Below are 17,136 nucleotides of genomic sequence, written 5' to 3'. Positions count from 1 at the left end.
AAGCGCGCCCATGTCCGTGCTCCTATTAATAGAAGGCCTGAAGACCGGTTTGCGCGCGCCCCAGGATCAAGGCATGCACGTCATGCGTACCTTCATAGGTGTTGACCACTTCCAGGTTGACCAGATGACGCGCCACCCCGAACTCGTCGGAAATGCCGTTGCCGCCCAGCATGTCCCGGGCCATGCGCGCGATATCCAGAGACTTACCACATGAGTTGCGCTTCATGATCGAAGTAATCTCAACCGCCGCCGTTCCCTCATCTTTCATCCGCCCCAGGCGCAGACAACCTTGCAGCGCCAACGTGATCTCGGTCTGCATGTCGGCCAGCTTTTTCTGGATCAACTGCGTCGCCGCCAACGGGCGACCAAACTGATGACGATCAAGGGTGTACTGGCGCGCGGTATGCCAGCAGAACTCCGCAGCCCCCAGCGCGCCCCAGGAGATGCCGTATCGCGCCGAGTTCAGGCAAGTAAACGGACCTTTCAAGCCACGCACGTCCGGAAAGATGTTCTCTTCGGGCACAAACACGTTGTCCATGACAATTTCGCCCGTAATGGACGCCCGCAAACCGACCTTGCCGTGAATCGCCGGAGCACTCAGGCCTTTCCAGCCCTTCTCCAGTACAAAACCGCGGATGTCGCCGGCGTCGTCCTTGCCCCACACCACAAACACGTCGGCGATCGGGCTGTTGGTGATCCACATCTTCGCGCCGGTCAGGCTGTAACCGCCTTCCACTTTGCGCGCACGGGTAATCATCGCGCCTGGATCAGAACCGTGATTGGGCTCGGTGAGACCGAAGCAGCCGATCCATTCGCCGGAGGCCAGTTTCGGCAGGTACTTTTGCTTTTGCGCTTCGGTGCCGAATTCATTGATCGGCACCATGACCAATGAGGACTGCACACTCATCATCGAGCGATAACCGGAATCGACACGCTCGACTTCACGGGCAATCAACCCATAGCTGACGTAGTTCAAGCCACTGCCACCGTATTGCTCGGGAATCATGGCCCCCAGCAAGCCGGTTTCGCCCATCTCGCGGAAGATCGCGGGGTCGGTCTTTTCATGACGGAAAGCTTCAAGCACACGGGGCGCCAACTTGTCCCGAGCAAACTGCTCGGCACTGTCGCGCACCATGCGCTCTTCTTCGGTGAGCTGTTGATCCAGCAGCAGCGGATCGATCCAGTTGAAGCTTGCCTTGCCAGCCATGAATAAGTCCTCACGAAAACAATCAAAACGTCGTACAGGCAGACTAGGCCGGGGCGACGCCGAGGGCAAACGAGGTTTCTGCATGGGGTTGTGCTAATTTCTCACTTCGTAACGCCTGACAAGGCCAAAAAAGCGCCTTATATGTGAGGACAATGTACATGCGCAGGAAAATCCCCAGCACTACCGCGCTTATCAGTTTCGAAGCAGCCGCCCGTCATAAGAGCTTCACCAAGGCGGCACAGGAGCTTTCCATCACTCAAGGCGCGATTTGCCGACAGATCGCCAGCCTTGAAGAATTTTTGAGTGTCGAACTGTTTCGACGCTCGCGGCGCGGGGTAAAGCTGACCGAGGCGGGGCTGTCTTATAGCCGCAGGGTGGCAACGCAACTGGATGCAGTAGAACGCGACACCCTTTCAGTCATGGGCCAGCAGGGCGCGAATGTCATCGAACTGGCCGTGGTACCGACTTTCGGCACCCAATGGCTGATCCCGCGCCTGAAGGACTTTCAACAGCGGCACCCGGAAGTGACGGTCAACCTGACCAACCGCACGCGCCCCTTCCTGTTTGCCGACACCGAGTTCGACGCTGCGATCTATTTCGGTGATGCCGACTGGTCCGGCACCGAATCCCATAGGCTAATGGGGGAAAACCCCGTCCCCGTGTGCAGCCCACGCTTACTCGGCGACCGCGCGTACTTTACCCCCCAGGAAATGGCCGACCTGCCGCTCTTGCAGCAGACAACGCGCCCTTACGCCTGGCGTCAGTGGTTCAACGCCCAGCAGATGAGCGTTCCCCGCGACATGACAGGCCCGCGTTACGAGCTATTCTCAATGTTGTCCCAGGCGGCAATGCATGACATGGGCATTGCGCTGATCCCACCCTTCCTGATCCAGCGAGAGTTGAAAGAGCAGCACCTGGTGATCGCGAGCCACCAAACCCTGCCCAGCGATAAGGCGTATTACCTGATGATTCCGGAACGAAAGGTCAAATCCGCGTCCCTGCATGCGTTCCGCGATTGGCTCATCGAGCAATCTCGGCGCTACAACCCCGACACCCAAGGCCAACCCCCCACTTACTGACCTTGTAGTCAACTAAATCAAAGCACTACAGATATACGCGGATGTCGCATTTAAACAGACTGTATCTGTTGAACAAAAAAGGAGCGCAAAGCCATGAATGATAAGGCTTGCAGCGACTATTACGGTTCAATAACCGACTATTCACGCCGACGATTAAAAAACCGCGCGTTACCGCCTACAAGCCTTTAATTGCTTGTATTTAAAGAGGTTATTTCGGCACATTGCGACAATCAGTCACAGGGTGACTTGTAGTTAATTTTTCGTCACCCGTCATAATCCCTTGAAGGCCGTAAAGTTCGCCTGCAAAATGCCGCGCCCCGCTGTCATTTCAGCGGGATCGTGCTGATCGGCCGCCCCAGTTGCGCCACTCACGGCGCACTGGCCTTTTTACAAAAAGATCAAAAGCAAAAAGATCATGCAGGAGATTTGACGTGCACATTGGTGTTCCTCTCGAAACCCAGACCGGTGAAACGCGGGTGGCTGCCACCCCGGAAACCATCAAGAAGCTGATCGGCCAGGGCCATAAGGTCACTGTACAAAGCGGCGCCGGCATCAAAGCCAGCATCGTCGACAGTGCCTATGAAACGGCAGGCGCAACCATTGGCAGCGCCAGCGATGCGTTTGGCGCCGAACTGATCCTCAAGGTGGTTGCTCCCAGCGACAGCGAACTGGCGCTGATCAAAAGCGGCACCGTATTGGTGGGCATGCTCAACCCGTTCAGCAACGAAACCATCGCCAAGCTCGCAGAGCGCGGCATCACGGCCTTCGCGCTCGAAGCTGCGCCACGCACCTCCCGGGCCCAGAGCCTGGATGTGCTGTCCTCCCAAGCCAATATCGCCGGCTATAAGGCCGTGTTGCTGGCTGCCCACCACTACCCGCGCTTCATGCCGATGTTGATGACTGCCGCAGGCACGGTGAAAGCCGCTCGCGTGTTGATCCTCGGCGCCGGCGTTGCAGGCCTTCAGGCGATTGCCACGGCGAAACGCCTGGGTGCGGTGATCGAAGCGTCTGACGTTCGCCCGGCCGTGAAGGAGCAGATCGAATCCCTCGGTGCCAAGTTCGTTGATGTGCCTTACGAAACCGATGAGGAGCGCGAATGCGCGGTCGGCGTCGGCGGTTACGCACGTCCCATGCCCAGCAGCTGGATGCAGCGCCAGGCCCTGGCTGTGCATGAGCGCGCCAGGCAGGCCGACATCGTCATCACCACGGCGTTAATCCCCGGCCGTAAAGCGCCGACCTTGCTCAGCGCCGAAACCGTCGCGCAGATGAAGCCCGGCTCGGTGGTCATCGACCTCGCGGCAGCCCAGGGCGGCAACTGCCCGCTGACAGTCGCAGATCAGGTCGTGGTGGAAAACGGCGTAATTATCTGCGGCCCCACCAACCTGGCCGGCGCCGTGGCAGCCGATGCCTCGGCCCTGTACGCGCGCAACCTGCTGGACTTCCTGAAACTGGTGTTCACCCAGGAAGGGCAGTTTGAAATCAACCTCGAAGACGACATCGTCGCCGCGTGCCTGATGTGCCGCGACGGACAAGTCATCCGCAAAAACGCCTAAGCAGGGATTCAGACGATGGAAGAGCTTATCTCCCCCGGTATCTACAACCTGATCATCTTTGTGCTGGCGATTTATGTCGGTTACCACGTGGTCTGGAACGTGACACCCGCGCTGCACACGCCGTTGATGGCCGTGACCAACGCCATTTCGGCAATCGTGATAGTCGGCGCCATGCTCGCCGCCGCCCTCACGGTCACACCGCTGGGCAAGACCATGGGCACCCTGGCTGTGGCCCTGGCGGCGGTCAACGTGTTTGGTGGTTTCCTGGTCACCCGGCGAATGCTTGAGATGTTCAAGAAAAAAGCCCCGAAAGTAAAAGAAGAGGCGCCCAAGTAATGAGCATGAACCTCGTCACGACGCTCTACCTGATTGCGTCGATCTGCTTCATTCAGGCCCTCAAAGGCCTCTCGCACCCGACCACTTCGCGGCGCGGCAACCTGTTCGGCATGCTCGGCATGGCGCTGGCGGTACTCACCACCGTTGGCCTCATCTATAAGCTTGGCGCTGAGCTGGCCACCGCCGGTATCGGCTATGTGATCGTCGGCCTGCTGATCGGCGGCACCGCCGGCTCGGTCATGGCCAAGCGCGTCGAAATGACCAAGATGCCGGAACTGGTCGCGTTCATGCACAGCATGATCGGCCTGGCTGCGGTATTCATCGCCATCGCGGCGGTCGTCGAACCGCAATCGCTGGGTATCGTCAAGCACCTGGGCGACGCCATTCCTGCGGGCAACCGCCTGGAACTGTTCCTGGGTGCCGCCATCGGTGCAATTACCTTCTCCGGTTCGGTGATCGCTTTCGGCAAGCTGTCCGGCAAGTACAAGTTCCGCCTGTTCCAGGGCGCACCGGTGCAGTTCGGCGGCCAGCACAAGCTCAACCTGGTGCTGGGCCTGCTGACGCTGGGCCTGGGCCTGGCCTTCATGTTCACCGGCAACCTCACGGCCTTCGCAGTGATGCTGGCCCTGGCCTTCGTACTGGGCGTGCTGATCATCATCCCCATCGGCGGCGCCGACATGCCGGTGGTTGTCTCGATGCTCAACAGCTACTCCGGCTGGGCAGCGGCAGGGATCGGCTTCTCGCTGAACAACTCGATGCTGATCATCGCCGGCTCCCTGGTGGGCTCCAGCGGCGCGATCCTGTCGTACATCATGTGCAAGGCCATGAACCGCTCCTTCTTCAATGTGCTGCTCGGCGGCTTCGGCAATGCGCCGGACGCCGGTGCTGCGGCAGGCTCCAAGGAAGCACGCCCGGTGAAGTCCGGCTCGGCCGACGATGCGACTTTCCTGCTGACCAACGCCGACACCGTGATCATCGTGCCGGGTTACGGCCTGGCGGTGGCTCGGGCGCAACACGCGCTCAAGGAACTGACCGAGAAGCTGACTCATCGCGGTGTGACGGTAAAGTACGCGATCCACCCTGTGGCAGGCCGTATGCCCGGGCACATGAACGTACTGCTGGCCGAGGCCGAAGTGCCGTACGACCAGGTGTTCGAGATGGAAGACATCAACTCCGAGTTCGGTCAGGCCGACGTGGTACTGGTGCTGGGCGCGAACGACGTGGTCAACCCGGCCGCCAAGAACGATCCGAACTCACCGATCGCCGGCATGCCGATCCTTGAAGCGTTCAAGGCCAAGACCATCATCGTCAACAAGCGCTCGATGGCCAGCGGCTACGCAGGCCTGGACAACGAGTTGTTCTACCTGGACAAGACCATGATGGTCTTCGGTGATGCCAAAAAGGTTATCGAAGATATGGTCAAAGCTGTCGAATAACACTGCGCCAGCGCAATACCCGAAACCCCGGCCTGAGATAGGCTGGGGTTTTTTCGTTCCCATGCTCTGCGTGGGAATGCAGCCAGGGATGCTCTGCGTCCCGCTGTGCACACTCGGATGAAACCCGACCAAAGGCTCTAAATCGCCACTCGGCATTCGACCATGGTAGCGGGCCGAAACTTTTTGAAATCACTACACTGCCCAACTTGCTTCCGCAGCCTGAGATAACCATTCATGTACCGTGATCGTATCCGCTTGCCTTCGTTGTTGAACAAGGTCATGAGCGCGGCAGACGCCGCTGCACTGATCGAGGACGGCATGACCGTCGGCATGAGCGGCTTCACCCGCGCCGGTGAAGCCAAGGCCGTCCCCCACGCCCTGGCCGAGCGCGCCAAGACGTCCCCGCTGAAAATCACCCTGATGACCGGTGCCAGCCTGGGCAACGACCTGGACAAGCAATTGACCGAAGCCGGCGTGCTGTCACGCCGCATGCCGTTCCAGGTCGATAGCACCTTGCGCAAGGCAATCAACGCCGGCGAAGTGATGTTTATCGATCAGCACCTGTCGGAAACCGTCGAGCAACTGCGCAACAACCAGCTCAAGTTGCCGGACATCGCCGTGATTGAAGCCGTCGCCATCACCGAACAAGGCCATATCGTGCCCACCACCTCGGTGGGCAACTCCGCCAGCTTCGCGATTTTTGCCAAGCAAGTCATCGTCGAGATCAACCTGGCGCACAACCCGAACCTGGAGGGGCTGCACGACATTTATATCCCTTCCTATCGGCCAACTCGCACGCCGATTCCGCTGGTCAAAGTCGACGATCGTATTGGCAGCCCGGCGATTCCCATCCCGCCCGAGAAGATCGTCGCCATTGTGATCACCAACCAGGCCGATTCCGCCTCCACCGTGACGCCACCCGACAGCGACACCCAGGGCATCGCCAACCACCTGATCAACTTTCTGAAACAGGAAGTCGATGCCGGGCGCATGACCAACAAGCTCGGCCCGCTGCAGGCCGGGATCGGCAACATCGCCAATGCAGTGATGTGCGGCTTGATTGACTCGCCGTTCGAAGACCTGACCATGTATTCGGAAGTGCTGCAGGACTCGACGTTCGATCTGATCGACGCGGGCAAACTGAGCTTCGCCTCCGGCAGCTCGATTACCCTGTCGGAGCGGCGCAATGCCGATGTGTTCGGCAATCTTGCGCACTACAAGGACAAGCTGGTGCTGCGCCCGCAGGAAATCTCCAACCATCCTGAAGTGGTGCGCCGCCTGGGCATCATCGGCATCAATACAGCGCTGGAGTTCGATATCTACGGCAACGTCAATTCCACCCACGTCTGCGGCACACGGATGATGAACGGTATTGGCGGCTCCGGGGACTTTGCGCGCAATGCGCACCTGGCGATCTTCGTGACCAAGTCGATTGCCAAGGGCGGCGCGATTTCAAGCGTGGTGCCGATGGTCAGCCATGTGGACCATACCGAACATGACGTCGACATCCTGGTGACCGAAGTGGGCCTGGCGGACTTGCGTGGCCTGGCACCCCGCGAGCGTGCCCGCGTGATCATCGACAACTGTGTGCACCCGGCGTATCGCGACGCGCTGAACGGCTACTTCGTTGCCGCCTGCGCTATCGGCGGGCATACCCCGCATATCCTGCGCGACGCACTGAGCTGGCACATTAACCTGGAAGAAACCGGGTACATGCTCAAGGCTTGAGGGATATACAACCGGGTTGATGCCAATACAGTTTCATCAGCCCGGTGGTTTGATCGCCTCATCTTGCAAAAACTGTACTGCTGTACCGGTCATTTCCTACAGAAATATCCCACAACCCTCGCCGAAAAAGCCGATTTCGCACCGTCACGGTGCACATAGGTACAGTTGCCCCCATTTCGTACCGTACAGCCTCTATAAACAGTTAACTGGCCCCTCACAATACAGGTGAACTGTATCTAGAGAGTCTTGCGTGCGAGGAGGATCATTGGCATCAGTTAAACCACTACCTAATCCCGCCACAAGCGGAAGGATGTCATCATGGAACGTACACTCAGTTCCGAACTGTTCTTCGAAGAAAAAGCTGTTAACACCCAGGCTTCCCTGCCTTTGCGCGTTCTCGCCAACCTGATGTTGTGGCAGCGCCGCATCTCCAGCCGCCACCAATTGGCTCGTCTGGATTCGCGTCTGCTGGCTGATGCCGGTATCAGCGAAGCTCAACGCTACGAAGAGCTGAGCAAGCCGTTCTGGCGCTGATTGGCGCTCGCTGGCCCTGACCCGCCGGGTCCACCGCCAGCACTCTGATTTGTCAAAGCAAAGCCCGCCCCAGGTAACCGGAGGCGGGCTTTGTTGTATCTGGATGTGGGAACCGGAAACAGCAGCCCTCTACCAGACCAGTACAGTTTTCGTATTTATAAATAAAACCACAACAGTTAACCGCAGGCTTCCGAATGAGCAAGCGGTGACCTAATATCCAGTCACCACGTGGCGAACCTTGTAGAACGGGCGTCAGATGCCCAATTGCCCAACGTCCGTTTCACTGTGGCGGTTCTACGCCACCTTATTTGCTCATCTACAGGAGTCACCCCATGTCCCGTCTTCGCCTGCTGTGCACCGCCGCCCTGTTGGCCGTTGCTGCCAACGCCAACGCGAGCAGCTTTATCGTTACCACCGATTCGATCGTCGGCGCACTGAAAGCCACCTCCGACGCCACGTCCGATGCCACCTCCTCCCTGCGCGACAACAAGGTGGTGCGAGCCGCCCGTGACGACGCGGCCAGCTTTGTCGCAAGCGAAGGCGCCATCCGTGGTGTGAAACTGGAAAGCGCCCTGGCGCAGATCCGCCAGCAGGCACCGCAATTGAACACTGCCACTGACGCTCAATTGGCCCAGGCAATCCTGGCGATCTAACGCCAGGGCCGGCAGGAAGGGCCGTCACTGCACTGGCTCTCACCCGGTCATTGCGCTAGCCTTGGCGCTCGTTTTCAGTTGTCGAGTGCCATGGCTTTTTCATACCGCCTGTTGATTGTTCCAGTAATGCTCTGTGCCTGCTGGGCACCATTGGCTTCGGCCTTTGACGTCTCTGTTCAGAGCACCGTTGCCAGCGCGTACGCCACCAGCAAGGTGACGTCTGCGCCGTTTGATAACAAGTTGGTCCGGGTCGCCAGGGATGATGCTGCTGCTTTCATTGCCACAGACGGCCAATGGCGGGGCGCACGCCTGGAGTCCGCGCTGGATTACCTGCGCCGCACCCAGCCAAAACTTCATGCAAGCGACCTTGAACTGGCGCAGGCAATTCTCGTCCAATAATCATCTTTGTATAGCCATCTTTGTATTGGAGTCACCCCATGCGTAGCCCGTTGATCGTCGCCGCCCTCGGCCTGCTGTTTCTGGCTGATGTCGCCCAGGCGCAAACCCTGAAGGCCACCAGCAACATCGTGGTTCGTGCTTCGGCGCGCACTATTGATTTCACCTCTGACACCACCACTTCCATCCGCGATTCCAAAATCGTGCGCGAAGCCCATGATGATGCCGCCAGTTTCGTCGCCACCCATGGCGAGATCCGTGGCGCGCAACTCGAGGCCGCCTTTGACACCCTGCGCACCCGCGTACCAGAAGCCCGTGATGCCAGCGACCAGACGCTCGCCGAAGCTATCCTCGCTCTGTGAGGCGAATCAAGGCCTGGCTCCTGGCCGGGGCTGTGCTGCTGTGTGCCGGTGCGGCCCAGGCCAGCCTGCAACTGCAGCTCAAGACCGATGGCCTGAGCCCGGCTGAACAGCAGGCCAGCCAGGCATTGCTCGATGAAGCGATGGGCGCCCTGCCGCCGCGCTTCATCGAGCAGCTGGACCGCCGCATCGAGGTCGGCTGGACCGACAAGATGCCTGAAAACGCTTACGGCCAGGCCTCCCTGGTGTCCGAACTGGACCTCAACCGAAACCTGCTGGCCAGCCTGACCGACGGCAGCGCCGCCACCCGCAAAACCAACCGCCCCCACGGCACCGTGCGCCGGGAAATGCTCGCCACTGTGCTGCATGAACTGACCCACATCTATGACCGTGCGCGCCTGTGGTCCAAAGACGAGCGCGCCCTGATCCAGCGTTGCAGCCGCCAGAACAACATCACCGGCCTGATTGGCCTGCCCGATCAATGCCGTGGCCAGAACGACCGTCGCTACACCCTGAGTGACGACCCTCGCCTGCTGGACCTCGCCGGCTGGCCGCAATATGTCGGCCGTCGCGGCGAACGCGAGCAGCATAACAACCAGGTGGTTCGCAGCCCGGATATCTACGAAACCACCAGCCCGCTGGAATTCGTCGCGGTCAACATGGAGTACTTCCTCCTCGACCCCAGCTACGCCTGTCGCCGTCCCGCGCTGGCGCGCTATTACAAGGAACATTTCGGCTGGGCGCCGCCGGGGCAGGATAAGTGCGGCAATACCTACGCCTTTCTGAACGCCGGCAACGATTTCGCCAAGACCCCGCTCGGCCAGATCGACCCGGAACGTGTGTACGAAATCGACTACCTGCTCGCCGAAGCCAACCAGAATCTGGTGAGCCGCTGGGGCCATAGCATGCTGCGCCTGGTGATCTGCGCGCCCGGCCGTCCTCGCGGGCCGGATTGCCGGCTGGACCTGGATCAGCACCTGGTGCTGTCCTACCGCGCCTTCGTCGGTGACGTACAGCTGTCGAGCTGGGATGGCCTGGTGGGCAAATACCCGTCGCGACTGTTTGTCCTGCCGCTGGCCCAAGTCATCGACGAGTACACCAAGACCGAACTGCGTGGCCTGGCGTCAGTGCCGCTCAAGCTCAATCGCCAGGAAATCAACGAAACGGTCGAACACGCCGCCGAGATGCATTGGAGCTACGACGGCAACTACTTCTTCATTTCCAACAACTGTGCGGTGGAAAGCTTGAAGCTGTTGCGCAGCGGCAGCGCCAACCCGCAATTGACCGGCCTGGACAACATCACCCCCAACGGCTTGCTGGAGGTGCTCAGCGCACGCGGGTTGGCCGACACCAGCGTACTGAATGACAAGCGCGAAGCGTTGCGCCTGGGCTATCACTTTGACTCGTTCCGCGAGCGCTACCAGGCGATGTTCGATGTACTGCGCAAGCGCCTGCCGATCAAGCAGACCCAAGTCGAAGACTGGCTGTCGCTGAATGCGCAGGAGCGCCGCCAATGGTTCAGCCAGGCCGACTTGCGAACCAGCGCCGCGTTGCTGTTGCTGGAGCAGGCCAGCTTTCGCAAACAATTGATGCTCGCCCAAGACGAAGTCAAACAACGCTACCTCAATGCGCGGGAGCTGAAGAACGGCGGCATGGAAAAAGCCAACAACACGTTGCAGCAAATCCTCGCCAACAGCGGCTTCCTCAGTCGCCCCGCCGAGTTGCTCGACAGTGGCGGCTACGGCCTGCCGCAGCCTTCGGAGGCCAAGCGGCTGGAATCGGAAAGTGCCGAGCGCCAGAAGCAACTGCAATCGCTGACCGGCGAGCTGGATAAAGAAGTCAGGGCGCTGCTCGATCCGTCCCGCGCTGCCGAGATTGCCGCTTGCGAAGCCAATCTCAAGCAAATGGGCGAACACCTGCGAGCGTTGCATAAAGCGGCCGGCGGCCTCGAACTGCCGTAAACACTCAGCGAATCAAGTAATTCCAATGTGGGAGGGGGCTTGCCCCCGATAGCGGTGGGTCAGCTAGCCATAAGCTGCCTGACCCACTGCAATCGGGGGCAAGCCCCCTCCCACATTTTTTATCCGCATAAGCCGCAAGACCGAGTGTCACCTGTTTTCCCGGCGAAAGCTGGCTGAAAGCTTACCCGTCTAGGATCGCCCCACTGTCGGCAATAGACCGACTGTTAACAACAACAATGGTGATTCCCGATGTCCGCCCGTACCCGTCTGTTTTTCCCTACTCCCCCCGTACGCCTCGTGCCTTTCGTTCTGCGCTGACCCCACCCGGTTCGCCATTCCCTAGCCGCGCTACGCCTGGAGTATTCCTATGCTGACTTTCCTTGGCTTTGCCATGGTCATCACGTTCATGTTCCTGATCATGACCAAGCGCCTGTCTGCGCTGATCGCCTTGATCATCGTGCCGATCCTGTTCGCGCTGTTCGGCGGCTTCGCGCCGAAGATCGGCCCGATGATGCTCGAAGGCATCACCAAGCTCGCGCCGACCGGCGTGATGCTGATGTTCGCCATCCTCTACTTTGCCCTGATGATCGACTCCGGCCTGTTCGACCCGGCCGTGCGCAAGATTCTCAAGATGGTCAAGGGCGACCCGCTGAAAGTCTCGGTCGGCACCGCCGTGCTGGCCCTGGTGGTGTCCCTCGACGGTGACGGCGCCACCACCTACATGATCTGCGTCGCTGCGATGTTGCCGCTGTACAAGCGCATCGGCATGAGCCCGCGCATCATGGCCGGCCTGATCATTCTTGCCGGCGGCGTGATGAACATGACCCCCTGGGGCGGCCCGACCGCTCGCGCCGCCAGCGCGCTGCATGTGGACCCCTCGGACATCTTCGTACCGATGATCCCGGCCATGGCGGCCGGCGTGGTAGCGATCCTGGCGATTGCCTATATGTACGGCAAGCGCGAGCGTGCACGCCTGGGTGAACTGCATCTGCAAGGCGACGAGATCGACCACAGCGAAATCAGCGTGTCGCAATTTCCCGACGCCCGCCGTCCGAAGCTGATCTGGTTCAACGGCGCGCTGACGCTTGCCCTGATGTGCACGCTGATCGCCGGCCTGCTGCCGCTGCCCGTGCTGTTCATGGTGGCGTTCAGTATCGCGATGATCGTCAACTACCCGTGCCTGCAACAGCAGAAAGACCGCGTCGCCGCCCACGCCGGCAGCGTATTGGCGGTGGTCGGGTTGATCTTCGCCGCCGGCATCTTCACCGGCATCCTGTCGGGCACCGGCATGGTCGATGCCATGTCCAAGAGCCTGCTGGCGGTTATCCCGGAAGCCCTGGGCCCGTACCTCGCCGTAATCACCGCGCTGGTGAGCATGCCGTTCACCTTCTTCATGTCCAACGATGCGTTCTACTACGGCGTGCTGCCCGTACTGGCCGAAGCAGCCAGCCACTACGGCATCACTGCGGTGGAAATGGCGCGAGCGTCAATCGTCGGGCAGCCGGTGCATCTGCTCAGCCCGCTGGTACCCTCGACCTACTTGCTGGTCGCCCTGGCGGGTATCGAGTTTGGCGATCACCAGCGCTTCACCTTGAAGTGGGCAGTGCTGGTATGCCTGTGCATAATGTTCGCCGCGCTGCTGATGGGGATTTTTCCGCTGTTCAGCACTCTATAATCGTACCGACTCACTCACCGCGCGGCGCTGCAGCTTGCGCGGTTAACACTTGCTCAAAGGAATACACATGGAATGGCTGACCAATCCGGAAATCTGGATTGCCTTCTTCACCCTGACGGCGCTCGAGATCGTCCTGGGCATCGATAACATCATCATGATTTCGATCCTGGTCAGCCGCATGCCCAAGCACATGCAGGCGCGCACCCGGATCTTCGGCCTCGCCCTGGCGATGGTCACGCGCATCCTGTTGCTGCTGTCGATCACCTGGGTCATGCAACTGACCGCCGACCTGTTCGTGGTCTTCGGCCAGGGCATCTCCGGTCGCGACCTGATCCTGTTCTTCGGTGGCTTGTTCCTGCTGTGGAAAAGCTCCCAGGAGATGTACCACGCCCTGGAAGGTGAAGACGAAACCCACGACGAACCGGGTGGCAAGGGTGGCAAGTTCATCTACACCATCATCCAGATCGCGATCATCGACATCGTGTTCTCCCTGGATTCGGTCATCACCGCCGTCGGCATGGTTTCCCATGTGCCGGTCATGGTCGCCGCCATCGTGGTTGCCGTATTGGTGATGATGCTGGCCGCCGGCACCATCAGCGAATTCATCGACAAGCACCCGTCGCTGAAGATGCTGGCGCTGTCGTTCCTGCTGGTGGTGGGTACCGTGCTGATCGCCGAATCCTTCGACGTTCACGTGCCAAAAGGCTACGTCTACTTCGCCATGGCGTTCTCGCTGGCGGTGGAAGCGGTGAACATCAAGATGCGCACCGCCATCGCGAAAAAGAAGAAGCAGCAGGATCCGGTGAAACTGCGCAAGGATATTCCGGGTCAATAAACCCGAGCCACACAAAAAAACGGGGCGTTGGTGCCTCGTTTTTTTTCATCTGCAAAAAGCTGATTTCATGACAGTTTTGTTTCAATCCCGCGATCAGCTATGCGATGCTGGCGCAGAGCCCATTCGCCAACTACAGCTTAAGTACAAGACGTAGAACGGCACGCGGCAACTTTCCTTCGCTCCTGCTGGAGCTCACCTACACGGGGGGCCGAGCATGCTGACCTTGCTCAATCTGCTTTCCGCCGTGACCCTGCTGATCTGGGGCACGCACATCGTCCGTACCGGCATCCTGCGGGTCTACGGCTCCAACTTGCGCCAAGTCATCGGGCAGAACATGTCCAAGCGCTGGCTGGCGTTTATCGCCGGTATCCTGGTGACGGCCATGGTGCAGAGCAGCAATGCCACGGCGATGCTGGTGACGTCCTTTGTCGGCCAGGGGTTGATGAGCCTGACGCCCGCCCTGGCCACCATGCTCGGCGCCGACGTCGGTACCGCGTTGATGGCGCGGGTGCTGACCTTTGACCTGTCGTGGTTGTCACCGCTGCTGATCTTCCTCGGGGTGATTTTTTTCCTGTCGCGCAAACAGACGCGGGCAGGGCAGTTGGGCCGGGTCGGGATCGGCCTAGGGCTGATCATTCTGGCCCTGCAATTGATCGTCGAAGCCGCCGGGCCGATTACCCATGCCCAGGGCGTCAAAGTGATCTTCGCTTCGCTGACCGGCGACATCCTGCTCGACGCCCTGGTCGGTGCGCTGTTCGCGATGATTTCCTACTCCAGCCTCGCCGCAGTGCTGCTCACGGCCACCCTGGCCGGCGCCGGCGTGATCGGTCTGCACGTGGCCATCGGCCTGGTGATCGGCGCCAACATCGGCAGTGGCATCCTGGCCTTTCTCAGCACCAGCATGCAAAACACCGCCGGGCGGCAAGTCGCCCTGGGCAGCCTGTTGTACAAATTGATCGGCCTGCTGTTGATCATTCCGGTACTCGACCCCCTCGTCCGCTGGATGGACGGCCTGGACTACAGCACCCAGGGCATGGTCATCACCTTTCACCTGCTCTACAACGTCAGCCGCTGCCTGATTCTGTTGCCCACTATCGGCCCGATGGCGCGGCTGTGCGAATGGCTGCTGCCGGAGCGCCCCGAGACCAACGGCAAAGCCAAGCCGCGCCATCTGGACCTGGCCTCGCTGAACACGCCGAGCCTGGCGCTGGCCAACGCCGCCCGCGAAACCCTGCGGCTCGGCGACCTGATCGACAACATGCTCACCTCGATGCAGGAAGTGCTGCGCGGCAACCAAACCGCCATTACCCAGCAAATGCGCAGCCTCAGCGATGACGTCGAGGCGCTTTACAGCGCGATCAAACTTTACCTGGCGCAAATGCCCCGTGAAGACCTGAGTGAGCAGGACAATCGACGCTGGGCAGAAATCATCGAACTGTCGATCAACCTGAAGCTGGCAGGCGACCTGATCGAGCGCATGCTGCGCAAAGTGCAGCAGCAGAAGACGTCCCAGCGCCGGCAATTTTCCGAAGTCGGCCTGGAAGAACTCAGCGGCCTGCACAGTCAACTGATCGCCAATCTGCGCCTGGGCCTGTCGGTGTTCCTCAGCGGCGACCCGGAAAGCGCCCGCCAATTACTGCGGGAGAAACGCCGCTTTCGCGCCCAGGAGCGGCGCCTGGCCCACGCTCACGTCAGCCGCTTGCAGCGTAAAATCGTACAGAGCCTGGAAACCAGCTCCCTGCACCTGGAGCTGATCGCCGACATGAAGCGCCTGAACTCGTTGTTTTGCAGCAGCGCTTATGTCGTGCTGGAAACGTCCGACACCGGCGCACTCTCTGCCGACGATATTGCCGACATCACCCATTCGCCCTGAACGTACGCCAGCGAGCGAAGTCAGTTAACAACGGACCTCATTCGCCAGGAAGCTTGTTATGCGTCGCCTGTTACTCGCCTGCCTGCTCATGGGCTCGGCACACACCTTTGCCTTCGACCGTCTGCAGGTCGAAGGCTATACCTTGCCCAACGGCCTGCAATTGCTGCTCAAACCGGGCACCGAGCGCGGGCATGTGGCGATCCGCCTGGTAGTCGGCGTGGGCCTGGACGATTTCAGCTGCGACCAGAAAGAACTGCCGCATTTGTTCGAGCACCTGCTGTTCAGCGGCATCGACGGCGGTAACGAAGGCGACCTCGAAGACCGCATGCAGGCCCTGGGCGGGGAGTGGAACGCCTACACCAGCAACGCCGACACCACGTTCGTGATCGAGGCGCCTGCGCAGAACCAGCGCAAGGTATTGGACCTGCTGCTGGCAATCGTCACCCGCACCCAACTGACCGACGCCACTATCAACGCCGCCAAGCAGGTGGTCGAGCGCGAGGACGGAGGCCATTACTCCCACTTGCAACGCCTGCTGGACCGCCAGGATCTGGGCCACAACGCCAGCAACCAGCTGGCCGTCGAGTTGGGCCTCAAGTGCGCCGAACGCGCCGAGGTCGACCCGCTGACCCGCGACCAGTTGGAGGCGCTGCGCAAAAACTGGTACGCACCGAACAACATGACCCTGATCGTCGTCGGCGACCTGGACAAACTGCTGCCTGCCTACCTGGAACGCACCTATGGCCAGCTCGACCCGGTAGAGCCGAGCGAACATCGACCGCTGCCGCAAATCCAGCAGGCCGCCGCCAGCCATCGTGACCTGATCCACGGCTGGGTCGGCGACAATGCCAAGCTGCACTGGCTGTTCCCGGAGCCGGTGCTGGAAGACCAGCATGATGAAACCTACGACCTGCTCAAGGACTACCTCGACTGGGCGTTGTACCGCCAATTACGCCTCAGGCACGGCCTGTCCTACGGGCCGTGGAGCGAGCGTGAAGTGCTCGGCGGCGTGGGCTTCCTGAGCCTGAACGCCGACCTCGAACGGGAAAACCTCGAGCAAGCCGAGCAGGTATTGCAAGACCTCAAGGCCCGCTTGCTCAAGGATGGCCTCGACCCGGCGGTGTTCGCGCGCCTGCAGCAAGCCGCCATTGCACGTCAGGCCTGGGCCGTGCAGGGCAACAGCGCGCTGGCCGACTATTATTGGAGCGCCGCCGGCGAATATGACGATGGGCGCTTCAGCGACCCGGCCAAACGTATCAAGGCCGTGACCCTGGCCCAGACCAATCAGGCCATGCGCCAGGTGTTGGAGCAGCCGGGCTACTGGCGCATCGAAAAACCGCTGTTGAGCTACAACGCCCTGAGCTGGATAGGCGCGGGCGTGCTGGGACTGATCGGGCTTGCGTGGATCGCCCTGCGGTTTTATCGCAAACGGCTCGCGTAATGAGGCGCCGAACAGCGGACCAAGACGTTATTCTGTCGCGGATTTTTCTAACCCTTATTGTGAATCGCCC

16 protein-coding genes (1 of these 16 cut by a window edge) are annotated in these 17,136 nt (G+C 60.3%); 14 read left to right on the top strand and 2 right to left on the bottom strand.

Features of this window, described 5'->3' with window-relative positions; all coding sequences use genetic code 11:
- Together BOP93_RS00565 and BOP93_RS00560 are read right to left on the bottom strand one after the other, a co-directional pair.
- Positions 1–12 carry the beginning of a CaiB/BaiF CoA transferase family protein gene (locus BOP93_RS00565; RefSeq protein ID WP_104501190.1) on the bottom strand. It extends 1,209 nt beyond the left edge of the window, so 12 of the gene's 1,221 nt are visible here — the first part of the coding sequence; it begins with the start codon at positions 10–12; the stop codon falls past the left edge of the window.
- A gap of 13 nt (positions 13–25) precedes the next feature.
- Positions 26–1,207, bottom strand: coding sequence for an acyl-CoA dehydrogenase (locus BOP93_RS00560; RefSeq protein WP_065886800.1), 1,182 nt, complete (start codon positions 1,205–1,207; stop codon positions 26–28).
- Between the two features lie 158 nt (positions 1,208–1,365).
- On the opposite strand from BOP93_RS00560, the gene BOP93_RS00555 reads away from it, so the two are divergent.
- The 14 genes from BOP93_RS00555 to BOP93_RS00490 all read left to right on the top strand — a co-directional run bounded on the left by BOP93_RS00555 (position 1,366) and on the right by BOP93_RS00490 (position 17,066).
- Entirely contained in the window at positions 1,366–2,286 is a 921-nt protein-coding gene (locus tag BOP93_RS00555) for a LysR family transcriptional regulator (RefSeq protein ID WP_104501189.1), read from the top strand.
- A gap of 431 nt (positions 2,287–2,717) precedes the next feature.
- Entirely contained in the window at positions 2,718–3,839 is a 1,122-nt protein-coding gene (locus BOP93_RS00550; RefSeq protein ID WP_065886798.1) for a Re/Si-specific NAD(P)(+) transhydrogenase subunit alpha, read from the top strand.
- Positions 3,840–3,854: 15 nt separating this feature from the next.
- Positions 3,855–4,175 carry an NAD(P) transhydrogenase subunit alpha gene (locus BOP93_RS00545; protein WP_003187417.1) on the top strand — a complete coding sequence of 107 codons (321 nt, stop codon included), beginning with the start codon at positions 3,855–3,857 and terminating at the stop codon, positions 4,173–4,175.
- Positions 4,175–5,611, top strand: a complete 1,437-nt coding sequence (locus BOP93_RS00540) for an NAD(P)(+) transhydrogenase (Re/Si-specific) subunit beta (protein WP_065886797.1) — start codon at positions 4,175–4,177, stop codon at positions 5,609–5,611. The genes BOP93_RS00545 and BOP93_RS00540 overlap by 1 nt, the downstream gene beginning before the upstream one ends.
- Positions 5,612–5,845: 234 nt before the next feature.
- Positions 5,846–7,339: an acetyl-CoA hydrolase/transferase family protein gene (locus tag BOP93_RS00535; protein WP_104501188.1), complete on the top strand. Its 1,494-nt coding sequence runs from the start codon at positions 5,846–5,848 to the stop codon at positions 7,337–7,339.
- A 318-nt stretch (positions 7,340–7,657) separates the two neighbouring features.
- Positions 7,658–7,873 (top strand): DUF1127 domain-containing protein, encoded by a 216-nt coding sequence (locus tag BOP93_RS00530; RefSeq protein ID WP_003187413.1) that lies wholly within the window; start codon positions 7,658–7,660, stop codon positions 7,871–7,873.
- Between the two features lie 332 nt (positions 7,874–8,205).
- On the top strand, positions 8,206–8,526 hold the full coding sequence (locus tag BOP93_RS00525; RefSeq protein ID WP_057725665.1) for a DUF2388 domain-containing protein: 321 nt from the start codon (positions 8,206–8,208) through the stop codon (positions 8,524–8,526).
- Between the two features lie 90 nt (positions 8,527–8,616).
- The gene (locus BOP93_RS00520) at positions 8,617–8,925 is read left to right on the top strand and encodes a DUF2388 domain-containing protein (RefSeq protein WP_065886812.1); all 309 of its coding nucleotides are present in this window, start codon (positions 8,617–8,619) and stop codon (positions 8,923–8,925) included.
- A 38-nt stretch (positions 8,926–8,963) separates the two neighbouring features.
- A complete protein-coding gene (locus tag BOP93_RS00515) occupies positions 8,964–9,284 on the top strand; it encodes a DUF2388 domain-containing protein (RefSeq protein ID WP_056790589.1) in 321 nt (106 codons plus the stop codon).
- Positions 9,281–11,242, top strand: a complete 1,962-nt coding sequence (locus BOP93_RS00510) for a DUF4105 domain-containing protein (protein WP_104501187.1) — start codon at positions 9,281–9,283, stop codon at positions 11,240–11,242. Before BOP93_RS00515 ends, BOP93_RS00510 begins: the two co-directional genes overlap by 4 nt.
- A gap of 367 nt (positions 11,243–11,609) precedes the next feature.
- Positions 11,610–12,917 (top strand): CitMHS family transporter, encoded by a 1,308-nt coding sequence (locus tag BOP93_RS00505; protein ID WP_065886794.1) that lies wholly within the window; start codon positions 11,610–11,612, stop codon positions 12,915–12,917.
- Between the two features lie 67 nt (positions 12,918–12,984).
- Positions 12,985–13,752, top strand: a complete 768-nt coding sequence (locus BOP93_RS00500) for a TerC family protein (protein WP_017139071.1) — start codon at positions 12,985–12,987, stop codon at positions 13,750–13,752.
- A gap of 214 nt (positions 13,753–13,966) precedes the next feature.
- Positions 13,967–15,625 (top strand): Na/Pi cotransporter family protein, encoded by a 1,659-nt coding sequence (locus BOP93_RS00495; RefSeq protein WP_065886793.1) that lies wholly within the window; start codon positions 13,967–13,969, stop codon positions 15,623–15,625.
- 58 nt (positions 15,626–15,683) lie between these two features.
- Positions 15,684–17,066 carry a M16 family metallopeptidase gene (locus tag BOP93_RS00490; protein WP_104501186.1) on the top strand — a complete coding sequence of 461 codons (1,383 nt, stop codon included), beginning with the start codon at positions 15,684–15,686 and terminating at the stop codon, positions 17,064–17,066.
- Positions 17,067–17,136: the final 70 nt, after the last annotated feature.

The organism is Pseudomonas orientalis, assembly GCF_002934065.1.
Taxonomy (GTDB): domain Bacteria; phylum Pseudomonadota; class Gammaproteobacteria; order Pseudomonadales; family Pseudomonadaceae; genus Aquipseudomonas; species Aquipseudomonas orientalis_A.
Note: the sequence above shows the minus strand (reverse complement) of the source record. Positions and strands in the feature narration are given on the sequence as shown.